This is a genomic window from Chondromyces crocatus, from assembly GCF_001189295.1.
Classification (GTDB): Bacteria; Myxococcota_A; Polyangia; order Polyangiales; family Polyangiaceae; genus Chondromyces; species Chondromyces crocatus.
This window is the reverse complement of sequence record NZ_CP012159.1, coordinates 4,918,801-4,940,306: the sequence shown is the minus strand read 5'-3', so window position 1 is coordinate 4,940,306 and position 21,506 is coordinate 4,918,801. Positions and strand designations below refer to the sequence as shown.

At 65.9% G+C, this 21,506-nt stretch carries 20 protein-coding genes and 2 tRNA genes; 10 read left to right on the top strand and 12 right to left on the bottom strand.

Going from position 1 to position 21,506, the window contains the following annotated elements; genetic code table 11:
* The first annotated feature begins 97 nt into the window (after nucleotides 1-97).
* The 3 genes from CMC5_RS18300 to CMC5_RS18290 all read left to right on the top strand — a co-directional run bounded on the left by CMC5_RS18300 (nucleotide 98) and on the right by CMC5_RS18290 (nucleotide 5,152).
* Complete coding sequence (locus CMC5_RS18300) at nucleotides 98-1,705, top strand: polyamine aminopropyltransferase (RefSeq protein ID WP_245678502.1); 1,608 nt, start codon at nucleotides 98-100, stop codon at nucleotides 1,703-1,705.
* 4 nt (nucleotides 1,706-1,709) lie between these two features.
* A complete protein-coding gene (locus CMC5_RS18295) occupies nucleotides 1,710-3,347 on the top strand; it encodes a flavin monoamine oxidase family protein (protein ID WP_050431636.1) in 1,638 nt (545 codons plus the stop codon).
* 941 nt (nucleotides 3,348-4,288) lie between these two features.
* Nucleotides 4,289-5,152 (top strand): PP2C family protein-serine/threonine phosphatase, encoded by an 864-nt coding sequence (locus CMC5_RS18290; RefSeq protein ID WP_342673955.1) that lies wholly within the window; start codon nucleotides 4,289-4,291, stop codon nucleotides 5,150-5,152.
* A gap of 104 nt (nucleotides 5,153-5,256) precedes the next feature.
* Here CMC5_RS18290 and CMC5_RS18285 read toward each other — a convergent pair whose 3' ends face one another.
* From CMC5_RS18285 to groES, 4 genes are all read right to left on the bottom strand, one after another.
* On the bottom strand, nucleotides 5,257-6,027 hold the full coding sequence (locus CMC5_RS18285; protein ID WP_050431634.1) for an MBL fold metallo-hydrolase: 771 nt from the start codon (nucleotides 6,025-6,027) through the stop codon (nucleotides 5,257-5,259).
* A gap of 5 nt (nucleotides 6,028-6,032) precedes the next feature.
* Nucleotides 6,033-6,680 (bottom strand): Crp/Fnr family transcriptional regulator, encoded by a 648-nt coding sequence (locus CMC5_RS18280; RefSeq protein WP_050431633.1) that lies wholly within the window; start codon nucleotides 6,678-6,680, stop codon nucleotides 6,033-6,035.
* Nucleotides 6,681-6,928: 248 nt separating this feature from the next.
* Nucleotides 6,929-8,617, bottom strand: coding sequence for a chaperonin GroEL (gene groL, locus CMC5_RS18275; RefSeq protein ID WP_050431632.1), 1,689 nt, complete (start codon nucleotides 8,615-8,617; stop codon nucleotides 6,929-6,931).
* An 86-nt stretch (nucleotides 8,618-8,703) separates the two neighbouring features.
* Nucleotides 8,704-8,994 (bottom strand): co-chaperone GroES, encoded by a 291-nt coding sequence (groES, locus tag CMC5_RS18270; protein ID WP_050431631.1) that lies wholly within the window; start codon nucleotides 8,992-8,994, stop codon nucleotides 8,704-8,706.
* A gap of 456 nt (nucleotides 8,995-9,450) precedes the next feature.
* On the opposite strand from groES, the gene CMC5_RS18265 reads away from it, so the two are divergent.
* The 4 genes from CMC5_RS18265 (at nucleotide 9,451) to CMC5_RS18250 (ending at nucleotide 11,102) form a co-directional block, all read left to right on the top strand.
* Nucleotides 9,451-9,521: transfer RNA gene (locus CMC5_RS18265), tRNA-Gln, on the top strand.
* Between the two features lie 36 nt (nucleotides 9,522-9,557).
* Nucleotides 9,558-9,632, top strand: a tRNA-Glu gene (locus CMC5_RS18260).
* Nucleotides 9,633-9,833: 201 nt separating this feature from the next.
* Nucleotides 9,834-10,676 carry a hypothetical protein gene (locus CMC5_RS18255; protein ID WP_050431630.1) on the top strand — a complete coding sequence of 281 codons (843 nt, stop codon included), beginning with the start codon at nucleotides 9,834-9,836 and terminating at the stop codon, nucleotides 10,674-10,676.
* Between the two features lie 111 nt (nucleotides 10,677-10,787).
* On the top strand, nucleotides 10,788-11,102 hold the full coding sequence (locus CMC5_RS18250) for a hypothetical protein (protein ID WP_050431629.1): 315 nt from the start codon (nucleotides 10,788-10,790) through the stop codon (nucleotides 11,100-11,102).
* A gap of 59 nt (nucleotides 11,103-11,161) precedes the next feature.
* On the opposite strand, the gene CMC5_RS18245 is transcribed toward CMC5_RS18250, so the two are convergent.
* The 3 genes from CMC5_RS18245 to CMC5_RS18235 all read right to left on the bottom strand — a co-directional run bounded on the left by CMC5_RS18245 (nucleotide 11,162) and on the right by CMC5_RS18235 (nucleotide 14,231).
* Nucleotides 11,162-12,028 carry a GNAT family N-acetyltransferase gene (locus tag CMC5_RS18245; protein WP_156338702.1) on the bottom strand — a complete coding sequence of 289 codons (867 nt, stop codon included), beginning with the start codon at nucleotides 12,026-12,028 and terminating at the stop codon, nucleotides 11,162-11,164.
* Between the two features lie 612 nt (nucleotides 12,029-12,640).
* The gene (locus CMC5_RS18240; protein ID WP_050431627.1) at nucleotides 12,641-12,904 is read right to left on the bottom strand and encodes a hypothetical protein; all 264 of its coding nucleotides are present in this window, start codon (nucleotides 12,902-12,904) and stop codon (nucleotides 12,641-12,643) included.
* A gap of 106 nt (nucleotides 12,905-13,010) precedes the next feature.
* Entirely contained in the window at nucleotides 13,011-14,231 is a 1,221-nt protein-coding gene (locus CMC5_RS18235; protein WP_156338701.1) for a hypothetical protein, read from the bottom strand.
* A gap of 1,306 nt (nucleotides 14,232-15,537) precedes the next feature.
* Between CMC5_RS18235 and CMC5_RS18230 the strand changes: the two genes are divergently transcribed.
* Nucleotides 15,538-16,533, top strand: a complete 996-nt coding sequence (locus CMC5_RS18230; protein WP_342673965.1) for an IS1 family transposase — start codon at nucleotides 15,538-15,540, stop codon at nucleotides 16,531-16,533.
* Here CMC5_RS18230 and CMC5_RS18225 read toward each other — a convergent pair.
* Complete coding sequence (locus CMC5_RS18225) at nucleotides 16,510-16,848, bottom strand: hypothetical protein (RefSeq protein ID WP_156338700.1); 339 nt, start codon at nucleotides 16,846-16,848, stop codon at nucleotides 16,510-16,512. The genes CMC5_RS18230 and CMC5_RS18225 overlap by 24 nt on opposite strands.
* Nucleotides 16,849-17,217: 369 nt before the next feature.
* Between CMC5_RS18225 and CMC5_RS18220 the strand changes: the two genes are divergently transcribed.
* Complete coding sequence (locus CMC5_RS18220) at nucleotides 17,218-18,000, top strand: hypothetical protein (protein ID WP_156338699.1); 783 nt, start codon at nucleotides 17,218-17,220, stop codon at nucleotides 17,998-18,000.
* Nucleotides 18,001-18,100: 100 nt separating this feature from the next.
* Here CMC5_RS18220 and CMC5_RS18215 read toward each other — a convergent pair whose 3' ends face one another.
* The 3 genes from CMC5_RS18215 to CMC5_RS18205 are packed head-to-tail and all read right to left on the bottom strand — an operon-like array spanning nucleotide 18,101 to nucleotide 19,358.
* A complete protein-coding gene (locus CMC5_RS18215; RefSeq protein ID WP_050431622.1) occupies nucleotides 18,101-18,685 on the bottom strand; it encodes an RNA polymerase sigma factor in 585 nt (194 codons plus the stop codon).
* The gene (locus CMC5_RS18210; RefSeq protein ID WP_050431621.1) at nucleotides 18,682-19,026 is read right to left on the bottom strand and encodes a hypothetical protein; all 345 of its coding nucleotides are present in this window, start codon (nucleotides 19,024-19,026) and stop codon (nucleotides 18,682-18,684) included. The genes CMC5_RS18215 and CMC5_RS18210 overlap by 4 nt, the downstream gene beginning before the upstream one ends.
* On the bottom strand, nucleotides 19,023-19,358 hold the full coding sequence (locus CMC5_RS18205) for a hypothetical protein (protein WP_050431620.1): 336 nt from the start codon (nucleotides 19,356-19,358) through the stop codon (nucleotides 19,023-19,025). Before CMC5_RS18205 ends, CMC5_RS18210 begins: the two co-directional genes overlap by 4 nt.
* Nucleotides 19,359-19,582: 224 nt before the next feature.
* Between CMC5_RS18205 and CMC5_RS18200 the strand changes: the two genes are divergently transcribed.
* Entirely contained in the window at nucleotides 19,583-20,533 is a 951-nt protein-coding gene (locus tag CMC5_RS18200) for a polysaccharide deacetylase family protein (protein WP_050431619.1), read from the top strand.
* On the opposite strand, the gene CMC5_RS18195 is transcribed toward CMC5_RS18200, so the two are convergent.
* Nucleotides 20,439-21,461: a GNAT family N-acetyltransferase gene (locus CMC5_RS18195; RefSeq protein ID WP_050431618.1), complete on the bottom strand. Its 1,023-nt coding sequence runs from the start codon at nucleotides 21,459-21,461 to the stop codon at nucleotides 20,439-20,441. The genes CMC5_RS18200 and CMC5_RS18195 overlap by 95 nt on opposite strands.
* Nucleotides 21,462-21,506 lie beyond the last annotated feature (45 nt).

Below are 21,506 nucleotides of genomic sequence, written 5' to 3'. Positions count from 1 at the left end.
TCCGGGGGGCGGGACCACGCTCCGAGTTCATCGACAGAGCGGCCATGTGGACACGTCGGGCTGTGCCGCAGCCCGAGCAGTGCTACGAACGGCCCCGATGACGGCCAACGAGGCCAGCCTGACCCCCGCCCCCGGACCGATGGACACCTCGGACGACGCTCCTCAGGGCGCTGCAGCCGGTCCGCCTCGACGCGCCGCCCGCGCAGCGCTCCTCGTGAGCGTCTTCGTCATCGCGACGTCCGGACTCGTCTACGAGCTCATCACGGGCACCCTCGCCAGCTACGTGCTCGGGGATTCCGTCGCCCAGTTCAGCTTCGTCATCGGCCTGTACCTCTTCGCGATGGGGATCGGCTCCTACCTCTCCCAGTACCTCGAGAGCCATTTGCTGGAGCGCTTCGTCGAGATCGAGCTGGGCATCGCCATCGCGGGCGGGCTCTCGGCGCCGCTGCTCTTCAAGGTGTACACGGCGGCCGGGGCGTTCAAAGTCCTGCTCTACGGGCTCGTGCTCTTGATCGGGACCCTCGTCGGTCTCGAGATCCCGCTGCTCATCCGGCTCCTCAAGTTTTCCCTCGATCTCAAGCAGCTCGTCGCCAGGGTGCTCACGCTCGACTACATCGGCGCGCTGGTGGCGAGCTTGCTCTTTCCCTCGCTCCTTCTGCCACGCCTCGGCATCCACCAGACCAGCCTGTTCTTCGGCGTGCTCAACGCCGCCATCGCGTTCGGGAGCACGTTCCTCTTTCCGATCGCGCGGCCCAGCCGCATCCGTCTTCGCGCGCTGTGTCTGCTGACCCTCGTCACGCTCAGCGGGGCGTTCGTGTTCGTCAGCCGCTTCATCGAGCGCGCCGAGGCGACCTACTTCGGCGCGCCGGTGGTGTATGCCGCGCAGTCTCCCTACCAGCGCGTGGTCCTCACCCAGAGCCCGCGCACGACGCGGCTGTTCCTGAACGGGAACCTGCAGTTCTCGTCGGACGACGAGTACCGCTACCACGAGGTGCTGGTCCACCCGGCCGTCGCGGCGCTCGGGCGATCCCCCCGCCGCGTGCTCATCCTGGGCGGTGGCGATGGCCTGGCTGCACGGGAGCTGCTTCGTTATCCCTCGGTGGAACACATCGTGCTGGTCGACCTCGACGCGACCGTGACCGACGCGTTCCGCACACTCCCCATCGCCACCCGCCTCAACAGCGGCGCGCTCACCGATCGTCGCATCACCATCCGCAACGAGGACGCCTACAAGTACCTCGAAGGGAGCACCGACGTCTTCGATCTCGCCGTCGTCGACTTCCCCGATCCAGGGAACTACGCCGTCGGGAAACTCTACACGGACGCTTTCTACCTGCTGCTCCGGGAGCGCATCGGCGTCCGTGGCCTCGCCGTGGTCCAGGCGACCTCACCTCAGTACGCGCGTCAGTCGTTCTGGACCGTGGTCACCACCATGGAGGCGGCGGGTTTCACGACCGCCCCGCTTCACGTCTACGTCCCCAGCTTCGGCGAATGGGGCTTCGTGCTCGCTGGAGGCGAGGGGCTCGCAGCGCCGGGAATGCTGGGGATCGACGCGGGTTCGCTCCGCTACCTCGACAGCGCTGGCTTGCCCGAGCTGTTCCGGTTCCCGCGCGATCTCGGCCGTGTGGATGCCCCGATCAACCGTTTGAACGACCAGAAGCTCGTCGCGATCTACACCCGCGAGTGGGCCTCGTGGTCGAGGTGATTTCGTGGACCGACGGGCCTTTCTCCGTGCGCTCGGCGCTGGATGGGTTGCACAGACGGCGGCGCAGTTCCCGCCGAAGGTTGCCGGCCGGGTGGTCGGCGCGTCTCATGCGGCAGGGCACCTCCTGCGGGGCGCACCGCCCGTCGCATCCGAAGCGTCCGCGCGACACCACGCCGATGTGGTGATCATTGGCGGGGGGGTGAGTGGCCTGTCGGCGGCATGGCGGTTTGCCCCCGCGGGACTCGATGTGGTCGTGCTGGAGGTCGAGCCCCGCCCGGGTGGAACCAGCACCTGGGGAGAAGACGGTCCGGTCCACTATCCGTGGGGCGCTCATTATCTCGCCGCTCCCAACGTGGAGGCTCGCGCAGCCCTCCGGCTGCTCGAAGAGATGGGCGCGGTCACCGGCTGGGATGCCGCCGGGCGCCCCACCTTCGATCCGCGACGGCTCTGCCACGCCCCCCAGGAGCGCCTCTTCTACGATGGCGAGTGGCATCCTGGTCTGGTCCCTGCCGACGCTCTTTCCAGTGCGGAACGCGACGAGTTCGCGAGGTTTTTGGCTCTCGAAGAAGAGCTCACCGAGCGCCGTGGCAGTGACGGGAAGTTCGCCTTCCAGATCCCGCTCGACCTCTCTTCACGCGATTCCGAGTTCCTCGCGCTGGATCGCCTCAGCATGGCCGAGTGGCTCGATCAGCACGGGTTCCGCACGCCATTTCTGCGCTGGTACGTGCGCTACGCGATGCTCGATGATTTCGGCGGAAACTCCGAGGACATCTCTGCCTGGGCGGGCCTCCACTACTTCGCCGCGCGCAAGCTGCGCACCCCTGAGCTCGAAGGGAGCCATTTCCTCGTCTGGCCGGAGGGGAATGGTCGGTTGGTCAAGGCGCTCATCGAACGAGCAAAGCCACGCCTCAAGCTCGGCGCACTCGCCACCGCCGTGCATCCCCTCCCTGAAGGTGGAGCCACCGTCGACTACCTCGATCTGGAGCGCCACGAGGTGCGACGACTCACGGCGCGCGCCGTGGTGCTCGCGTCTCCGGCCTTCGTGACCCGCCGCATCTTCCCTGCCACAGCCCCGATGCTGCCCGTGCGCACGGCATCGCCGTGGCTGGTGGCCAACCTCCATGTGGAGGACGTCTTCGAGCCCAACCTCCCGTGGGACTCGGTCCTCTACGACGCCGAGGGCCTCGGCTATGTCGACGCATCCCACCAGCTCACGGATCTCACAGCGAACACAGCCCCCTCATCCGCCCTCCGCGCCCCGACTCGACGAACGGTCCTCACGTACTACCGAGCCTACGGCAGCCGCGACACGATTGAGGCGCGGGCCGCCCTGCTCGCTGCTCCCTGGGAGACGCTCGCCGAAGGCGTGTTGCAGGATCTCGCGCCGGCGCATCCTCACCTCCGGGATGTCCTGAGCCGGTTGGACCTCATGATCTGGGGGCACGCCATGCCGCGCCCTCGGCCAGGCTTTCTGGGGGAACGTCCGTTCGAAGCGCCCTGCGTGCTCGCTCCAGGGATCGCCTGGGCTCACGTGGACCAGACGGGTCTGGCCCTGTTCGAAGAAGCCCAGGCGAGAGGGGTCCGGGCAGCAGAGAGTCTCGCTGGCCATCTCGGGTTGCACCTCGGAGAGAGCTGGCTCTAGCCCGACGGGCTCCTACCAGGAGCATTTCCCCTCCAGCAAGCCGGAGGTGAGCTACCACTCAATGGACGTCGCTCTCGGCGCGGTCGACGCAGGCATCCTTCTGGGCCGATGTGGAGGTTCCAACCGCCATGCCGAGGCACTTCGAGACCCTCTTGCAGGAACCTCCAGACCTTCTTTCGAGAGGGTCCACACCCTCCTGCAGGAACCTCGATACCCTCCTGCAGGAACCTCCAGACCCTCCTCCGAGAGGGTCCACACCCTCCTGCAGGAACCTCGACACCCTCCTGCAGGAACCTCGACACCCTCCTGCAGGAACCTCCAGACCTTCTTTCGAGAGGCTCCACACCCTCCTGCAGGAACCTCGACACCCTCCTGCAGGAACCTCGACACCCTCCTGCAGGAACCTCGACACCCTCCTGCAGGAACCTCCAGACCCTCCTGCAGGAACCTCCAGACCTTCTTCCGAGAGGCTCCACACCCTCCTGCAGGAACCTCGACACCCTCCTGCAGGAACCTCCAGACCCTCCTGCAGGAACCTCCAGACCCTCCTGCAGGAACCTCCAGACCTTCTTCCGAGAGGCTCCACACCCTCTGGCAGAGACCTCTCGACCCTCCTCCGAAAAGGCCCAGACCCCACCCATCAGCCAGCCATCAGGCCTGGAATGAACCGTCCGAGGCATCTGGGAGGTGGGGGCATGGAGGCTCTCGATGGCGCACACCGTCCCCAGCGTGCGGCAAGCGGACTCGCGAACCGCTGGCGGGAGACCAGATCCAACCCTGGGCCAATTTGCGACCCGGGCAGGACCTCGACATGCCTCCGGGGTCGCCCGAGAGAGCGAAAGCCCGCCAGGACGAGAGATCGAAGCCTCATCTCGGGCCGATCCCCACCACAGCCTGCCGACCGCGACGGCTCGTGGACACCCCTTTCGCGCAGGATCGCCATGACCCCCTCGCCAGGCGCTTGCACTACACCCCTCGTCTCTGTCTACTCTCTGCCCATGCTACGGACCCGGTTTGCCGGGATGACCGATACAGGACTCCTCCGGGACCACAATGAGGACAACCTCCTCGTGAGTCCCGAGTATCGCATTGTCGCCGTGGCGGACGGGATGGGTGGCCACCGTTCGGGTGACGTCGCGAGCCAGCTGGCCGTGTCCACCCTGGAGGACTTCCTCTCGGTGACGGTGGGCCGCGATGCCACGTGGCCGTTCCCAGCCGACCCGAATCTGACGGAGGAAGAGAACTACGTCGTGACGGGTCTCCGCCTGGCGAACCGCCGCATCTTCGATCGCTCGCTGCGGACGCTGGCGGACTTCGGGATGGGGACGACGATCGTCACGGCCATGTTCTCGAAGGACAACACCCACGTCACCATCGGGCATGTCGGCGACAGCCGCTGCTACCGGCTTCGTGACGGCGCCATCACGCAGCTCACCCGAGACCATTCCCTCGTGAGTGACGCAGTGCACATGGCGCCCTGGATGACGGAAGAAGAGGTCCGTCAGCTCCCCACCAACGTCATCACCCGTGCTCTTGGCATCCGAGAGGACGTGCTCGTCGATCTCGTGACGGACGAGACCCGCCATGGCGACGTGTACCTGCTCTGCTCCGATGGACTCTCGGGGATGGTCGCCGATGACCAGATCCTGGAGCTGGTCATGTCGAGCGAGTCTCTGGAGGACGCCTGCAAGTCCCTCATCGACCGCGCGAACTACTTCGGTGGGACCGACAACACCACGGTGGTGCTGGCGCGCGCCGAGGAGATCATCGAGGATCTCAAGCGTCCACCTGGGCTCTCCGGCTAGGCATTCCCCCACGGCGACGCGCTGGCAGGCGCCGCACGAGCCACGCAGGAAGCGCTCGCTCGACGCGCGGCGTCCCCCTGCGTGAGGGAGACACCGTTGGTGCTTCACAGCACGAAATGGTCCAGGAGCTGCAGCACCTGCATGTTCAGTCCACGCAGCGCCGCGCACTCACGCTCCACCTCGGACTGAAAGACCGGCTTGATGTGGTACAGGAAGGTCGGCAGGTCCTGAGGGGCGCGGTACTTTCGTAGGTCCATGCCCAGCGTGCGGGGGGTGTGATGCCCGCTGATGGTTGCCAGCCCCTGTTCTCGGTTGGGAAAGCTGACTTCCATGAGAAGAGCGCGCAGATCCCGCTCTGCGTTGAGCACTTCCCACAACCGATCGGTGGGGCCCGTATCGCCGCTGTAGGCGATGCTTCCCCCGTCCTCCCCTTCAATGACGAATGCAGCCGCCTCGATGGTGTGGGTCACCCCGACTGCACGGACCTTGTGACCGGCAATCAATGTCGGCTGTTCTGGCTCGAGCTCCAGATAGCGAATGGTGGGGTGTTCACGATTGGGAATGGCAGCGAAATCGGGCCAGACAAGGTTGTTGAAAAAGTGCTGCTGAAGCGTCCGCAGCGTCCCTTTGGTCCCTGCCACCACCAGCGGAGGACACCCCATCTGGCAACGGTTGTCCGCGATCGTGGCCAGATCACGAATGTGATCCAGGTGAGCGTGGCTGACCAAGCAAGCTTGCAGTCGGGCCTGATCTCCGACATCGAGGCCGCTGGTCAGCGAGCCCGCGTCGATGGAGAGCACGTCGTCGACGACGAACGCGCAGGTTCGATGTTTGGGGGTCTCGCCTCCGTGACAGCCGATGACGCGCAGCTCCACTGGGGTCAGCTCTCCCCACCAAACTTCTGAGGCATCTCGAGGAACTCCAGAAAGTCCTGCAGCCTCCCCACGTCGGACACGATCATCGCGTTCTGCTCCTCCGTCACCAACCGGAGCCTCTTGAGGCGCGCGATCACTTCGCGGACCGTCCAGTCGTCCACGTTGACCTCCAGGGCGATGTCCTCGAGCGAAGCGCGAATCTTGATCCCGCCATCCACTTCCTCACCGAATGCCTCGGCATGTCGGGCAAGCGCGAGCATCACCCGCGCCTTGGGATCGCGGTGCATCAGAATCTCGATGAGCGCATTGGCCGAGTCGAGTCGCTTCGCGAGCTTCTTGATGAGACGAAGCGCGACCTCACCATTACGCGCCACCATCGTCTCGAGCATCCTCGCTTCGACCACCAGACATCGGGTGGGCTCGACGACCGTGGCTGTCGCAGCGCGAGGCTTGGAGTTCAAAATGGCCATCTCACCGACGAACTCACCAGGCCCCAGAACCGCGAGCGACTTCTGCTCCCCTGCGACGTCTTTCGTGATCCGAACGGAGCCCGTCTGAATCACGAACATGACGGCGCCGGACTCGCCTTCATTGAAGAGGACGTCGCCCGCTTCAAACTCGCGGCCGAATCGGTCGAAGAGCGGATCCGACACAAACGGCAGTCTACAGCCCACGACGGTGCTGGGTCAAAACACCGACGCGCGATCGTCACTCCATGCCATGGCACACTGTTCTCCCGAACAGTGTTCGCAGAGGCCCAGGATCGAGAAGCTCGGCGGCCTCGCCACGGCGGTGCCCCCGATGCCTCACAAAATGACGAAGGGCCTGCATCGCAGGCCCTTCCTGGCATCAGGCGCAGCGCCGAGGCGCCTGCCTGAACCTCACGAGCGGCGACCGCTCATCACATATCGAAGTCGCCCATGCCGCCCATGCCGCCCATGCCGCCCATGCCGCCCATGCCGCCCATGCCGCCCATGCCGCCACCACCGCCGGGACCGGCGGCCGCCTTCTCCTTCTTCGGCTTCTCGGCGATCAAGGCTTCGGTGGTCAGCATCAGGCCCGAGACGCTCGCCGCATTGGCGAGCGCGTGGCGGACGACCTTGGCGGGATCGATCACGCCAGCGGCCATCAGATCTTCGTAGGTGTCCGTCGCGGCATTGAAGCCGAAGTGGCCTTGCCCCGCGCGGACCTTCTCGACCACGACGGAGCCCTCGAGCCCGGCGTTCTTCGAGATCTGACGGATGGGGGCTTCGAGCGAGCGCCGGACGATGCCGACACCCACCTTGCGCTCGTCGTCGAAGGACAGCGCGTCGAGCGACGCTGCGGCACGGAGCAGCGCCACACCACCACCGACGACGATGCCTTCTTCGACGGCAGCGCGGGTGGCGTGGAGGGCATCCTCGACGCGCGCCTTCTTCTCCTTCATCTCCGTCTCGGTCGCGGCACCGACGCGCACCACGGCGACGCCGCCAGCGAGCTTGGCCAGGCGCTCCTGGAGCTTCTCGCGGTCGTAGTCGCTCGACGTGTCGCCGATCTGCTTCCGGATCGACTCGATGCGGCCCTTGATGGCCGTCTTGTCGCCGGCGCCGTCGACGATGACCGTGTTGTCCTTGTCGATCTCGACGCGCTTGGCCGTCCCGAGATCGTGCACGGTGGCGCTCTCGAGCTTCTGGCCGAGATCCTCCATGAACGCCGTGGCGCCCGTCAGGATCGCGATGTCCTTGAGCATCTCCTTGCGGCGATCGCCGAACCCGGGCGCCTTCACGGCAGCCACCTTGATGGTGCCACGCAGCCGGTTCACCACGAGGGTCGCGAGGGCCTCACCCTCGATGTCCTCGGCGATGATCAGGAGCTCACGGCCCTGCTTCACGACCTGCTCGAGGAGGGGGAGGAGATCGGCCATCGCGGCGATCTTCTTCTCGTGGACGAGGATGAGCGGGTCGTTCATCACGGTCCGCATCTTGTCGGCGTCGGTCACGAAGTAGGGCGACAGGTACCCACGGTCGAACTGCATCCCGTCGACGGTGTCGAGCTCCGTCGTCATCCGCTTGTTCTCTTCGACGGTGATGACGCCTTCCTTGCCCACCTTCTCCATCGCCTCGGCGAGGATCTCGCCGATCTCGCGATCGCCGTTGGCGCTGATGGTGGCAACCTGGGCGATCTGCGCCTTGTCGCGCGTCGGCGTGGCGCTGTCATGGATCGACTGGAGCACCTTCTCGACGGCGGCGTCGATGCCGCGCTTCAGACCCATCGGGTTGTGACCCGCCTCGACGAGGCGAAGGCCGTCAGCGTAGATCGCCTGAGCCAGTACGGTGGCCGTCGTGGTGCCGTCGCCAGCCCGATCGCTGGTCTTGGAGGCGACCTCGCGCACCATCTGCGCCCCCATGTTCTCGAGCTTGCCGTGAAGCTCGATCTCCTTGGCCACGGTGACCCCGTCCTTGGTCACCACGGGAGAGCCCCAGCTCTTCTCGATCACGACGTTCCGGCCCTTGGGACCGAGGGTCACCTTGACGGCGTCGGCGAGCGTGTTGACGCCCCTCAGGATCGAGGCCCGAGCGCTGCGGCTGTAGACAATCTCCTTGGCAGACATGATCTCACTTCCCTTCGTCGCAGCCCATCCGGCCGCGCGATTGCGGTTCCAACTCTTCCAATGGCGACGACAGACAGCGCCGCGGCTTACTTTTGCGTCACGGCGAGGATGTCATCCTCACGGAGCAGCACATGCTCCTCGCCATCGATCTTCACCTCGGTCCCGCTGTACTTCCCGAACAGGACCACATCACCGACGCTCACCTCGAGCGGGCGGTTCTTGCCGTTCTTGAGAACCTTCCCGTTCCCCACGGCCACGACCTGGCCCTCGATGGGCTTCTCCTTGGCCGAGTCGGGGATGATGATCCCCCCCTTGGTCTTCGTCTCTCCCTCCAGACGCTTGACCACGATCCTGTCCTGCAGCGGCCTGATCTTCATGGTGCCCTCCTACATCTTCCCCACCAGAACCACAGGTGTGCCCCACACCCGACAACCCAACGAGACCCGAATCGGGCGACCGGAACCTTGCTCTTCAACTGCGTTCGGAGCTGGGACCGACCGTTCAGCAGCGCCAAGCCGCTGAAACTCTGGGCGATTGGCACTCTCCCTGGCTGGTGGCCAAAAGTCGCGCGGAAGGTAAATCGATCACGCGCTAGGTCAAGAGACAGAACGAGCCGGGCTCAGAAAAACCTCCTCGCCCGTGCGTCAGGGGCATCGTCCGGGCCGTCGGGAAGGGGGCTCCACCCCGTCGGGCAGCAGGCGGTCATCACCCGCGAATTCCCGCAGAACCGCCCAGGCTTCAACGTCCGATCCATTTTTCCCGTTGACAGGGACGCCAGAACGAGTAGATATCGCGGCCCGTCGGCGCTGATTGAAACAAGTTCCGACGCCCCTTGGGGGATCGTCTAATGGCAGGACGCCAGATTCTGGCTCTGGCTATCAAGGTTCGAATCCTTGTCCCCCAGCGAAGCAATCCAGTGCTCTGCACTGGCTAGCTCAGTGGTCCCATCGTCTAGCGGTTAGGACGCCGGCCTCTCACGTCGGTAACGCGGGTTCAATTCCCGCTGGGATCGCCACTTTTTCCTGAAACGCTTCCGGGCTGCATGCAGTAGACCTGCTCAGGTGGCTTCAACACCTGAGCACTGCCGTGGCCCAGTAAAGCAACGACACGGCTCTCTCCTCGTCCAGGTGGCGAGCGGAGGTTTCGTCGTCCGTGTCAGCGTCGTTGCTGGCTTTTCTGCGGGGTGCCGGGCAGGCATCTCACGCGAGGAGGCTTGATGACGCTGCACGTAGACAATGCGCGGCTTCTCGAGGAGCTGGAGCTGTTCCTGGTCGCGACGCCAGAGAACCGCGCTCACTTCGACCTGCAGCCCTTCGGGCTCCAGCCAGCGCGCGATGGCATCATCGATCCGCTTCGTCGCGAAGCATCATCCTTCCTGGATCTGCTCTCCGCGCTCGATGCGGCGACGTTCGGCCCGGAGGGGATGCCCATGCCCCGCTGGGTCTTCTACGACGCCGCCGAGCTGCCGGGAGGCATCGTGGGGTTGGGCAAGCGCGCCGATGCTTTGCCGAGGAAGGTGGCCGAGCACCTTCAGATCCCGACCGGGTACGCTGGACTCGTCCCCTTGTCGATGTACGTCGCGATACCGACGCTCACACCAGGGACCTGGGTCGGTCACAACCTCTGCAGCTTGCGCGACCTGTCCGCGGACGACGCCCTCCGTGGGATCGGGCGCCTGACCAAGGCGGTCGCCCTCAAGGTCTTCAACGCCAGACGCCAGATCGGGGTCACCCAGTGGAACAGTCGGGCTCTGCGTCTCCACGCCCGCATGGGTCCGCTCCGGCTGCTGACGGCGTGGACCCCAGCGCACACCTACCCCGCGAGCCTCACGTACGAGGTCACGGTCGATGACCGAGCCCTCCGACACCTCGCGGGGGAGCCGGGCAACGCGCTCCCCTCCCCTCCCCCGGAGCGCTGGGTCGACGGGGAAGACAACGGGGCGCTCGAGGCCCTTCAGGCGCGCATCGAGGCGGGAGAGCACCTGTGGGTGACGGGCTTGCCGGAGCTGCTCCCGGCGGGTCGACAGCGCATCCCCATCGCCCGGCTCCCCCGTCCGTGATCTCCATTCTTTTGGAGGAGCGCTGACCTCCGCGGCAAAGTCCGCTCGGAGGTCAGCATGCTCGAGCGCCGTACCCGTCGAAGTTCCCTTCCCCGGGAAGCCGTTTCTCTGTTGCTGGAAGCAGCCGCGACCCGGAGCGGGGCGCAGGCGACCGCGCTCGCCGACCACCATGGCCTGCTGGTCGGTGGCGCCGGCCACGCCTGCGACCTCGAGCAGCTCGCGGCGCTGGGCACCCACCGCGCTCGCCTCGGTCCGGACCCCGCCCCCAGTGATGAGCTCCTCGAGGCCTTCACCTGCGGCGAGGACCTCTACGCGTCCCCCCTCGGTCTGGGTCGGGATGTGTACTACCTGATCTCCCTGGGTGCCCGCGTGCGACGGCACCGCGACATCGAAGCCGGCCTCCTCCGCATTCTCGCCTCCAGCTGAGAGCACAGCGCACCCAAGGCCTGTCCCTGGCGATCGGAAAGGGGAGGTCGAGAGGGGCTCTACGTCCCCTCCACGAAGACCACGCCCTCGCTGGGGTGCGGAGAGAACCCGCAGCGACGGGCGATCCGTCGTGCCCTGTCGTCGTGCTCGGCGGTGATGGCCACCAAGCTCTGGAGCGAGAAGCGCTCGCACGCCGCACGCAGCGCTTCGCTGGAAAGCAGGACGCCGAGACCACGACCCCGCGCGTCCTGGCGCAGGCAGTGATTGACCAGCACGCCCATTCCCTCGGGCGGCCTCGCCGGAGAAACCTCGACGCTCATCAGCGCAAGCTGGGGTTCTCGCACGACACTCGCCCCACGCTCTTCCGTGCTCGTCGCCGCACCGACCGTGGCCGACCCCGCCAGGCGCCCCGCCCGGTCCCGCAGGATCAAGGTCAGCGCCTGCCCATCGGCCCCCCGCAGATACCAGCCTGGCAGCGGAGCCAGTCCAGCGACCTCCTGCATCGCTTGAACCTCTTGCACGATCGCCTCTGCGCCCTCCGTCGGGAGCTCACTCAGCGTCCATCCCTCGGGCAGCGGATGGCCCCCCCGAACGGTCGCTGCTTCGGCGCGGACGTCCGAGGCCGCTGCCACCCACAGCGTGAGTTGCTCCTCCACCCGGGCCCCACCACGCCGCAGCTTCGCTCTCAGCGCTGCCATCTCCGACAGCGGTGCATGTACCAGCACCTGCTCGAAGCAGCGCACCCACACCTCGATCCGCTCGGGGGGCCACTGGTGCGCATGCAACAGGAGCAATGCACGCCCGAGAGAGACCATCCGCTCCTGCTCGGCGATCCACCCTCTCGCAGCGAAGAGCACCCGCTGCACGCGGACGGCCGAGGGCGGTCCGAAACACCCCACGATGCTGCCATCAGGATCCATCGTCACGGCGCTCCTCCACATCGCATTCACCAGCCGATCGGGGTGCCATCAATGCAACCTGCCATTGACGGTCACGGCCCCTGGATCCGGAGATGCTGTTTCTCGCGCAGTTTTGCGCGTTCCGTAGCTGAGATCTCAACCATAGGCGCCCACGTCGCCAACGCAAGATGGACCATTTCGCGCACGGATCGCTCACGCGGAAGCACACGCACGTGTCAACCAATCATCTAATTATCGATTTTCATTCATATTTCACCCATTCATCGCCTTGCCGCACATCCTTCGAGCCGTGTCAAAGAATGGCGCACCAAGGACATTCTCCGACACAGCATGATGGACACACTACGTCCTAGCGAGGTGGAGATGACCTTCACCGAGCATGCGTGGGTGCGCAGAGGGTGAAAGCGACGGATAGAGACGAGCCCGCAGTGCTCGAGCCGTCACGCCATCGTGCCAGCACGCAGGCGTGAGAGCGCGAGCCGAGAGGTGCCGGGGAGACCGGCCCACTCCTGGAATCGCCGAGAGATGCAGCGCCGCGACGTCACGGCACCGCGAGCGATCTGTGGCTGGTCATGAAGGTGGTGGGGGCAGTCGCCCCCGATCGGGAAAGTCGGACGATTACGACGCCGTCTCGCGCTCATGAAGCACGCGCTCCACGATCAGCATCACCTCATCTTCGGCAGGGCGGCCGCGGTTCCCCCCTCGGACCCGCCACTGAGGATGTCGCTTCAGGGCTGCCACGGCAGCGCTCACCAGCTCTGCCGTGATCCTGGGGACCTCCTCGGCCCAGGCGTAGCCATCGAGATCTCCCTCGTAATCCTCGGCAAACTCGCACCGGAGGACCACGTGCAGATCGAACTCTCGCTCCTCGGCGTACTTCATGCCCCTCCCTACCACGCAAGCCGTGGTGCCGAAGCAGTGCCTGCGAGCGCGACCCGCCTCCCGCGGCTTCCGGACTGCGGACACAGCAGGGCTCACATGCCCGGAATCACGGAAAACCCAGCGCGAGGACCGCGCCAGCCAGCAGCACGATCAGTGACAAGGCGGCCACCACCCGCACCCGGGAAAACGCCAGCATCGGAACGAGACGCAACAGAGCGATGATCGCGCTGGGTCCGACCACGGAGATGCTCTGGAGCACTGTCGGCCGCCACCACACGCCGAGCCCGACCAGGACCGCGCCGACAGAGGTCACGCCAACCAGCACGGGCCGTGCGGTCGGGGGCGCAAAGTAGAATGCCAGCCCGTCGGTCACCAGGAAGATGGCCGCTCCCAGAAGCACGAACCGTGGGAGCACCCCCTCACCCGCCCGAGCTCGAAACACGACGAACGCCACCGCCAGCAAGAGGAGCAACATCCCCACCGCGGCCAGCCACCTCCGCAGGGCCTCCGAGGTACCGCCCCCTGCCGTGATCACCGCGCGCGCGGCGAGGCTCTGCGACGCGATGTTCGCCACCAGAGCCAGCGACCAGTACAGCGTCTGCACCCCGACCACCGACGCGCCCATCCATGCGATCCCCTGCGTCAATGCAACGGGATAGACGACCGCGGTCGCCATGCTCAGGAGAGAGAGAGGCAACGCGCGACGCGCGAGCCACAGGGCGAGCCGGAAAGAGCGCGTCGCCCGAGCGCCCGACAGCATCGTGACGACGGGAAAGGCCCCTCCGAATCCCACCAGAACGGCCGTCAAGCGAGGTGCACCAGCCAGCGCCACGAGCGAGCTCGCGACGGGCGTCACCAGCAGCGATCCCCCCAGCACGGCCGGAAAGCGCCCACGGGACTGCCAGATCGGCCAGGCAGCCGGAGCGCAGTTGTAAAAGACCACCGATCCCGCAAACAGCGCCGCTGCGAGCCCTGACCCGCCCGAGGCGCCGGTCACCGCTTCCACCGCCAGCGATACCAGGAACGCAGCGCCGGCCAGCCAGGCAATGGCGCTCGCGAGCAGGGCTCGGCCACGCCGGGTCGACAGCAAGCGGGGCCGGCCGGCGATCACCGGAGCCATGCCTGCGCCGATCATGGCGACCACCGCTGCCCCGCGAGACGTGCAGGTGACGAAGAGCGCCGCCGCTGCCGGGCCAGCAGACAGCGCCAGCAGCCACTGCGCCGCCACGGAAGCACCGCGCGGTGCAAGAGACGCGACCGCCGCGCCGACCCCGCCACGCGACACGGCGGCCACGGCCTGAAGGGCCCGGTCGACCCATGACCTCATGGCTCTCTCCTCGTCGCGTTCCCCAGACCGAGCGGTGTCCTCGTCACCGAGCACGAGCGCACGAATGACGCGGGTTTGGCGCACGGAGCGGTAGTGGTCAATTTTGACCAACTGGAGCCATCTGTTCCACGAGAGGAGAGCGCCTCCCATCGTCTCGGTGGATGGGTTCGAGCCGCTTGTGTGACGAAGGTCTCAGGCTTCTGACCGACCAAGAGCCGTCCAAAAAGTCCGAGAGCGAAACCGGATGGACGCAGAGATGACGGCTCGTGTACCTTGGTAAGCTGACGTCCACTTGTCATCTAAATCCTGAGAGGCCCGAATGCGTCTCCTGCTCTCATGCGTGTTGCTCGTCAACTTGGGATGCACCCCGCTCCCGCCAGGTCACATCTTTACGGGTAAGTACGCCTACGAAAACGATGGCTACACGCCTGAGCGGGTGACGGTTCCTGATGACGGCTCGGCGGTCCCCGGGGAGCCGGAGTATGAAGGGCGCGACTTCTGCCGTGACCTTGAGAATCGATCCAGAAAGCGGGCCATACAGCAGTCCGCGGCAGGTTGGATTCTTGGAGTCGCGTCTCTTCTCAGCGTTGGAACTGGGACGGTTCTGACGGCGGCTGCCCCCGATGACGCAACCGAACCAAGGAAGATATTGAACGCCATTCTCCCAATATCTGGCGCGGCTCTTGGTTACATTGCAATAGGGTCGTTCGACAGAGCGAAAGACTCGTCGGCCCTAGCTGCCGCTGCGCTCGCTGGGATGGAGCTTAAAGACAAGGAGGCCAACGCCAATTGTAATGCTGCATTGGCGGCATGGAACAGCTCTCGATCGGATGCGAATGCAGTGATTGTGGAGGCTATCAAGAGCGCGCAGAAGGGTTCGGGCGACAAGCCCGCCCCCGCTGCTGCCCCTACGGCCCCCGCTGCTGCCCCTACGGCCCCCGCTGCTGCCCCTACGGCCCCCGCTGCTGCCCCTACGGCCCCCGCTGCTGCCCCTACGGCCCCCGCTGCTGCCCCTACGGCCCCCGCTGCTGCCCCTACGGCCCCCGCTGCTGCCTCTCCGCCTCCGCCGCGGTGACCGGACATTCCGCGTCCTACCTGCCGCGTCTCTGCTGAAGCAGCTTCCGCGCGTTCGCGCTATGGTTGAGCCACAAAGCAAAGCGCCCCGCCTGTAGTTGGTCGCTACGAGCGGGGCTGCGGAACGCTGGACGGTGGCCCGTCACAACGCACCTCGCAACGCGCAGTGTGGGCCCGCCGCCGGAGGAAGGCAAGGGTCCCTGTGGCTCACGTGCTCCCGCTGGAGAAGCGCATGGAGGTGGTCGCCCATCTGGTCGAGGGCGCGAGCATCCGCGCGACATCGAGGCTGACCGGCGTCAGCAAGCCGGCCATCCTGTCGCTGCTCCTGCGCGTCGGCGAGGGCTGCACACGCCTCCACGACCGCATGGTCCGCGACATCGACGTGCGCGACGTGCAGGCCGACGAGATCTGGTCCTACGTGCAGAAGAAGCAGGCGCGGGTGACGCCGGAGGACCCCGCGGAGTGGGGCGACGCCTACGCCTTCGTGGCGATGGCGCGCACCTGCAAGCTCGTCATCGCGTACCGCGTCGGCAAGCGTGACGAGGCGAACACGCAAGCCTTCATCGCGGACCTGCGCGCGCGGCTTGTCACGGTGCCTCTGCTCTGCACCGATGGCTTCCAGCCCTACCAGGAGGCCGTGGGCGAGCACTTCCAGGGCGCCGTGGACTACGGCGTGGTCCACAAGGACTACCGCAAGGGCAGGCGCCACGACGGGCAGCCCAGCGACCATCGGTACGAGCCGCCGCGGAACCCCTTCATCACGCGCATCACACGGATGGGCTCGCCCGAAATGTCGCGCATCTCGACGTCGCACATCGAGCGGCAGAACCTCACGATGCGGATGCAGATCCGGCGGCTGACGCGGCTGTGCAACGGCTTCTCGAAGAAGCTCGACAACCACCGCGCCGCCATCGCGCTGCACATGGCGTACTACAACCTGTGCCGGGTGCACGAAGCGCTCCGGGTCACGCCTGCGATGGAGGCCGGCATCACCCGCCACGTGTGGAGCATCCAGGAGCTGGTCCAGGCAGCGCTCAGCGAGCCCGCAGCGCCGCCCCCGGCTCCGGTGCCTCTCAAGCTGCCGGAGCCCCCGGAAGGGGCACAGGCGTCCGCGGCGAGGCCCCTACCGAACGGGCGCGGATGGTTGCGGGTGGTGGGGGAGGAGAAGGCGCCACCGAAGGGGAAGGCGAGGAAGCCGGAGCAGCTACGGCTTTTTGACGCCGAGTGACGTGTTACGTGCGGGAGCTGAGGGGCGCCCTGCGACGAGCGGAAGCACATCGCTGACATCTTCTACGCGGAAGAGGTGCAACCGGTTGATGTACTTCACGGCCTTTGGCATCGTTTTCAGTGCGGCGAAAACATCATCTGCACGCTCGCGGGCATCGGTGTTGGGGTTGACGTAAACACTGAGTTGGCTCCGCACGAACCCTTTGTCGTACAGAACATCACGCACCGAGTTGTAGAACAGCACGATCTCAGACTCGGTCATCCCGTCGGTGCCCATGAGTTCCGTGGTGTGATCGTATGCAATGGCCCATCCCATGGGTTGAGTTGTACGCGCAACGCGGCACGCAGGACAGCCACATCGAGGGTCTATGTCTCAATCGACGCGGCGCGTTGAGCATCCGCAAATCCTTTGGTACGGAATTCCGTCTCGGCGCAACGACGTTCCAATCAAGTTGCATCACGACGTCGGCTGAAATCGCCCGACCTCCGAGTGGACAGCACCTCGCCAGTGGTTAGATCGCGGATAGATGTTCTACGCCGTGCAGTGGCGTCGCATCGGATCGTGCGCCTTTTGTCGGCAGGGGCGGCCAGGAGCCGCCCTCGCGAGGTAATTTGCGATATGGGCATCATCGGTACGGCAAGTGCTCGTCCTGGAACGAGCCTGCCGAGGGCTGAGGCGTCAGGGGTGCTCACGCTGGGCGACCACGACGTGGAATGTCATGTCTTGAGTGACGGTCGTCGGGTGCTCGCGACGTCTCAAGTCGAGCACCTCTTGGGTGCCGCCAAGAAGCGCGATTTGAGTCGCTCGCTGGCCAGAATTCCTAATGAATACGGCCACATGTCGGTGCCGCCAAGGATCCTATTTGTCCTGGGAAAAGGTTCCACTGCTTACGGTTATGAAGGTCGCAGCGTGATCGACATCTGCTTGGCCTACCAGAGCGCGTTCCTGGCCGGTTCGCTTCACCACTCCCAAGAACGCATCGCACGTAAGGCGATGTCCTTGGTGGGATCCTGCGCGAAGGTAGGCATTGAGGCCTTCATCGACGAAGCGACCGGCTACCAGTCGATGCGCCCCGGTGACTACATACAACGACGCGTGGAACAGTTCCTGCGCGAGTACAGAGATGAATGGAAGCCGCGCTGGGATCAGGGTTCGGTCACCGCCTTCTGTCGGCTGTACCGTAAGCGCGTCTCCCCCAACCCCAAGTTTATGCAACCTGTTGCGGGCCGGATTTACGACATCGTCATCGGTCCGCACGTCATGGCGATCCTACGCCAGCGCAATCCAACGCCCCAGAAGGGCACAAACCATCACCAATACTTCCGCGAGGCCGTACAAGCACAGTTCGAGAAGGAACTGGCTGTTATTGCAGGACTTGCCGAAACAAGTAACTCCGTGAAGCAATTTTGGCACAAGATGGGCGTTCGTTATCTCGGTCATCCACTGCAAACTGAGTTCTGGGATTGAGCGATACGCTCTTAGCTTCAACAGGTACGCGACCGGCCCGCGCTTGACGGCCGTGAAGCGGCGCAGGCGGTATTGAGGCGGTGGGGATTGGGGGAGTCGTCTACGACCTGACGCGCTGCCAGTTCTCGGCCGCAGCGAGGAAGCGTTCCTTCGCGATGCGGAGGCGTGCGCGGGCGGTCTCGTAGGGGACGTCGAGGATCTCGGCGATCTCCACGATGTCGAAACCCTCGCCGTAGCGCATGAGCAGGATCTCGGCCTGCGACTCGGTGATCCGGTCAAGCGCCCGCAGGATGTCCCGGGCCTCGACCCGGCCCTCGGTGGCTGGCAGGTGCGGGAGCCAGTCATCCGCGCCGGGTACGCCCCAGGGCGCAGCGTCGGGGACCTCGCGCCGCCGATGCGCCTTCTCGCGGTAGTGCGAGACCTGCCGCCACGTGATGCCCGTCAGCCAGAGCTTGAGGGCGTCTCCGAGCGGCTGCCCGGGCAAGGGCCGGAAGCGGCCCTGTGTCATCGCAACCCACGCCGCAGCCGTGATCTCTTGGACGAGATCCTCCCAGTCTTGCGGAGGCACCTTCATGGCGCGCAGAAGCGCGCGCACGTAGGGCGCCATCCGGACGATGGGCATCTCGTCGAAGTAGACGGTGGGAGAGGCGTGGGCGACGTCAGCGCGACGCCGCCCGCGGGTCACGCTTTCGCCTCCGGCGGAGCGCCGGGCTTAGGCGTCTTGTGCGGGTCGGGCTGCGGGCGCCTGCAGTGCGTGCACCGGCCGTTGCGGTCGCCGATGATCACGTCATCGACCGTGTAGTTGGTGCGCTTCGAGATGCGGTAGGCCATCTCGCAGGTGGCATCGTAGGTGCCGTTCCAGATCTTCTCGGCGTCGCCTTTGCCGAGGAACAGCAGGTTGTCCACGGCTGCCCACGAGCCGGTGATCTCCCGCATGGTGTAGAGGCACTCGCGCACGCCCTTGCTCTCCTGCGCGTCGAGCGACAGCTCCATCGGGGACTCCAGGAAGGGACCGCGGGTGATCATGACCGCACCTCCCACGCCGCTCCGCAGTGCGGGCAGGAGGCAGCGACCTTCAGGTCACCCAGGATCGCTTCCACGGTGGTGCCTGCGGCGCGCGCGGCACGCACCGCCATCCCTGGCGACGTCGGCTTGCCGCTGACGATGGTGGCGAGGGTGCCGGGCCGGACGCCCATCACCTCGGCGAGGCAGTCCCACGACCCGTACAGGGCGCGCAGGTTACGCAGAGCGGCGCGGAGCCGCATCTGCTCGGTGTCGGTGAGCTGGATAGAGGATCGGCGGGGACCAGGCAGACCAGTCCCTTTGCCCTGATGAGGGCGTAGGCGTACAACGTTCATCGTCGGACCTCGCAACAGGTTCGGCCACGCAGCCCGGATGGTTGGCGCCATCGCGGGCTGCACTTGCTTGCGGGTCCGAACCTACGTGCCGAGATCAGCGTCCGCTACGCCAGAACCTCAAAGTTGACCAGCTAGGGTCAAAGTTGACCAGTACCCACGGAGCGCCTCGCTTGACGGTCCCCGGTCGGATTGCTATCGCGAACGAAGAACGTGGTTCAGCGCGCATGATCCGCCCCCTCCGCGACGCAATCGCCCAGGGCTTCTCCAGGAGCGGCGTCTCGACGTGGCTCCGCAAGATCCAGGAGCGGGGTCGGGTCGCGACCATCCTCGTCTACCACGACCCCAGCGCCGAGGTCTTCGACACCCACCTCGAGTTCCTCCGGGAGCGCTACACCATCGTCCCCCTGGATACCGTCGTCGACGCGCTCCACAGCGGCGATTGGCCCACCCTGCCTCTGCCCCCGCTGGTGCTCACGCTCGACGACGGTCACCGAGGCAACGCGAAGCTCGCCGAGGTGCTTCGCGCTCACGACGTGCGAGCCACCATCTATGCCTGCAGCGGGCTCGTGGGGACGCATCGCCACTTCTGGTGGACCCATGCGGCGCGGCGCGCCCACGCGCTCATCGAGCTGCCTCACGACCAGCGGCTCGCAGCGCTCCGCGCCCTCGGCTTCGAACCCGACCAGGAATACGAGACGCCCCAGGCCCTCAGCCTCGAGGAACTCACCCGCCTTCGTCCCTGGATCCAGTTCGGCTCCCATACCCGCACGCATCCCATCCTACCGCACTGCGACGACGCCACCGCATGGCACGAAATCGAGGCGAGCCGCGCCGAGCTGAGCGCTTTGACGACCCAGCGCTGTGACCACTTCTGTTTCCCCAACGGAGACCTCTCGGCCCGCGATCTCGAGTTCGTCCGCAGAGCTGGTTATCGCTCCGCCCGCACGACCCGTGTAGGGCGAGTCCGAGAGGGGTCCGACCCGTTCCAGCTTCCTGCCATCGGCGTTGGCGACGACGACAGCGTCGACATGCTGGCCCTGCGCCTCGCTACCTTCTACAGCCTCCTGGGCTCGACCACCTTCAGAGCATATCGGCATATGCTCCGGAGACGGACCAAGCGGTCGCACGCAACGCGGGCCGCAGATCCTCATCCGCCGAGTGCGCCCGATAGTTGAACGGGAAACGCCTCACGGGCACAAACCCCGACATCAACAGGGATCGACCGAGTTCACTCACGGGCGCGACGAACGCCTTCACGAAATCCGCCTCCCCGGCGATCTTCTCCAGCAACGCACCGACCAGCGCGGCGCGGACCCCATGCCCCGTCGCCTCCAGGTCCACGAGGTTCACCGCGGGACGCCTGCCAGCGCGCTCGTCCTTGCTCCACACCAGAACCCCTGCCGGCTCCCCATCTGCCCGAGTCGCCGTGATGATTCTGTACGAGACGCGCGGGTTCCCGTCGAAACGCCACCGGAACCACGTACCCGTCTTCGCGAATCCGATCGACGTCACGGCGCGACGCAGCCCCCACAGTCGGTCGATCCAGTCGCTCTCCACCACCTCCGGCGTCTCGATCTTCAGCCGGGAGTACCGCGCAACCGCCCCCAGCAAGCTCGGAACGACCCGCCCGACGCCCGCCCCGAGCGCGGCTCGCGCGAGCGGCTTCACGAGCAGGTAGACCCCGAACGGCTCCTCGAAGTGAAGACTCTTCACCAGGCCATGGTGCGAGCGCGCATTCGGGAAACCCAACGTGAAGCGACAGCCGGCCGCACGAACGTCCCGGAACACCGCTTCGGCCAGCCCCTTGAAGATACCCTGGCGGCGATACCCTTCGTGCGTGAACGTATCGAGTGAGAGGCACGCTTTGAACGATTGGCCACGAGCGACCATATCGATCGGAATCACCACGTACTGGCCGGCAATGACGTCTCCGTCCATTGCGAGATGGCAGAAGGGCATCCCCGCCGGGTTCCTCACGTAGAGCCAGTCCAGGTAGTCGTCGCTGGGCCGCCCGTAGAACTGAGAACGCGCACGACGGAGGAGCGCCAGATCGACGCCCACGTCGATGCGCCTGGGCTGCCAGCGCCGGGGGGTTCTGTCCATGCAGCGAGCTCCGGATCTACCGGGGTCCCACGGTGCCCTGGGAGG

Coding starts and splice junctions, on each gene's coding strand:
- CMC5_RS18300 (WP_245678502.1), top strand. CDS start 98: ATGACGGCCAACGAGGCCAGCCTGACCCCCGCCCCCGGACCGATGGAC.
- CMC5_RS18290 (WP_342673955.1), top strand. CDS start 4,289: ATGACCCCCTCGCCAGGCGCTTGCACTACACCCCTCGTCTCTGTCTAC.
- groL (WP_050431632.1), bottom strand. CDS start 8,617: ATGTCTGCCAAGGAGATTGTCTACAGCCGCAGCGCTCGGGCCTCGATC.
- groES (WP_050431631.1), bottom strand. CDS start 8,994: ATGAAGATCAGGCCGCTGCAGGACAGGATCGTGGTCAAGCGTCTGGAG.
- CMC5_RS18255 (WP_050431630.1), top strand. CDS start 9,834: ATGACGCTGCACGTAGACAATGCGCGGCTTCTCGAGGAGCTGGAGCTG.
- CMC5_RS18240 (WP_050431627.1), bottom strand. CDS start 12,904: ATGAAGTACGCCGAGGAGCGAGAGTTCGATCTGCACGTGGTCCTCCGG.
- CMC5_RS18235 (WP_156338701.1), bottom strand. CDS start 14,231: ATGAGGTCATGGGTCGACCGGGCCCTTCAGGCCGTGGCCGCCGTGTCG.
- CMC5_RS18230 (WP_342673965.1), top strand. CDS start 15,538: ATGGAGGTGGTCGCCCATCTGGTCGAGGGCGCGAGCATCCGCGCGACA.
- CMC5_RS18225 (WP_156338700.1), bottom strand. CDS start 16,848: ATGGGATGGGCCATTGCATACGATCACACCACGGAACTCATGGGCACC.
- CMC5_RS18210 (WP_050431621.1), bottom strand. CDS start 19,026: ATGATCACCCGCGGTCCCTTCCTGGAGTCCCCGATGGAGCTGTCGCTC.
- CMC5_RS18205 (WP_050431620.1), bottom strand. CDS start 19,358: ATGAACGTTGTACGCCTACGCCCTCATCAGGGCAAAGGGACTGGTCTG.
- CMC5_RS18200 (WP_050431619.1), top strand. CDS start 19,583: ATGATCCGCCCCCTCCGCGACGCAATCGCCCAGGGCTTCTCCAGGAGC.
- CMC5_RS18195 (WP_050431618.1), bottom strand. CDS start 21,461: ATGGACAGAACCCCCCGGCGCTGGCAGCCCAGGCGCATCGACGTGGGC.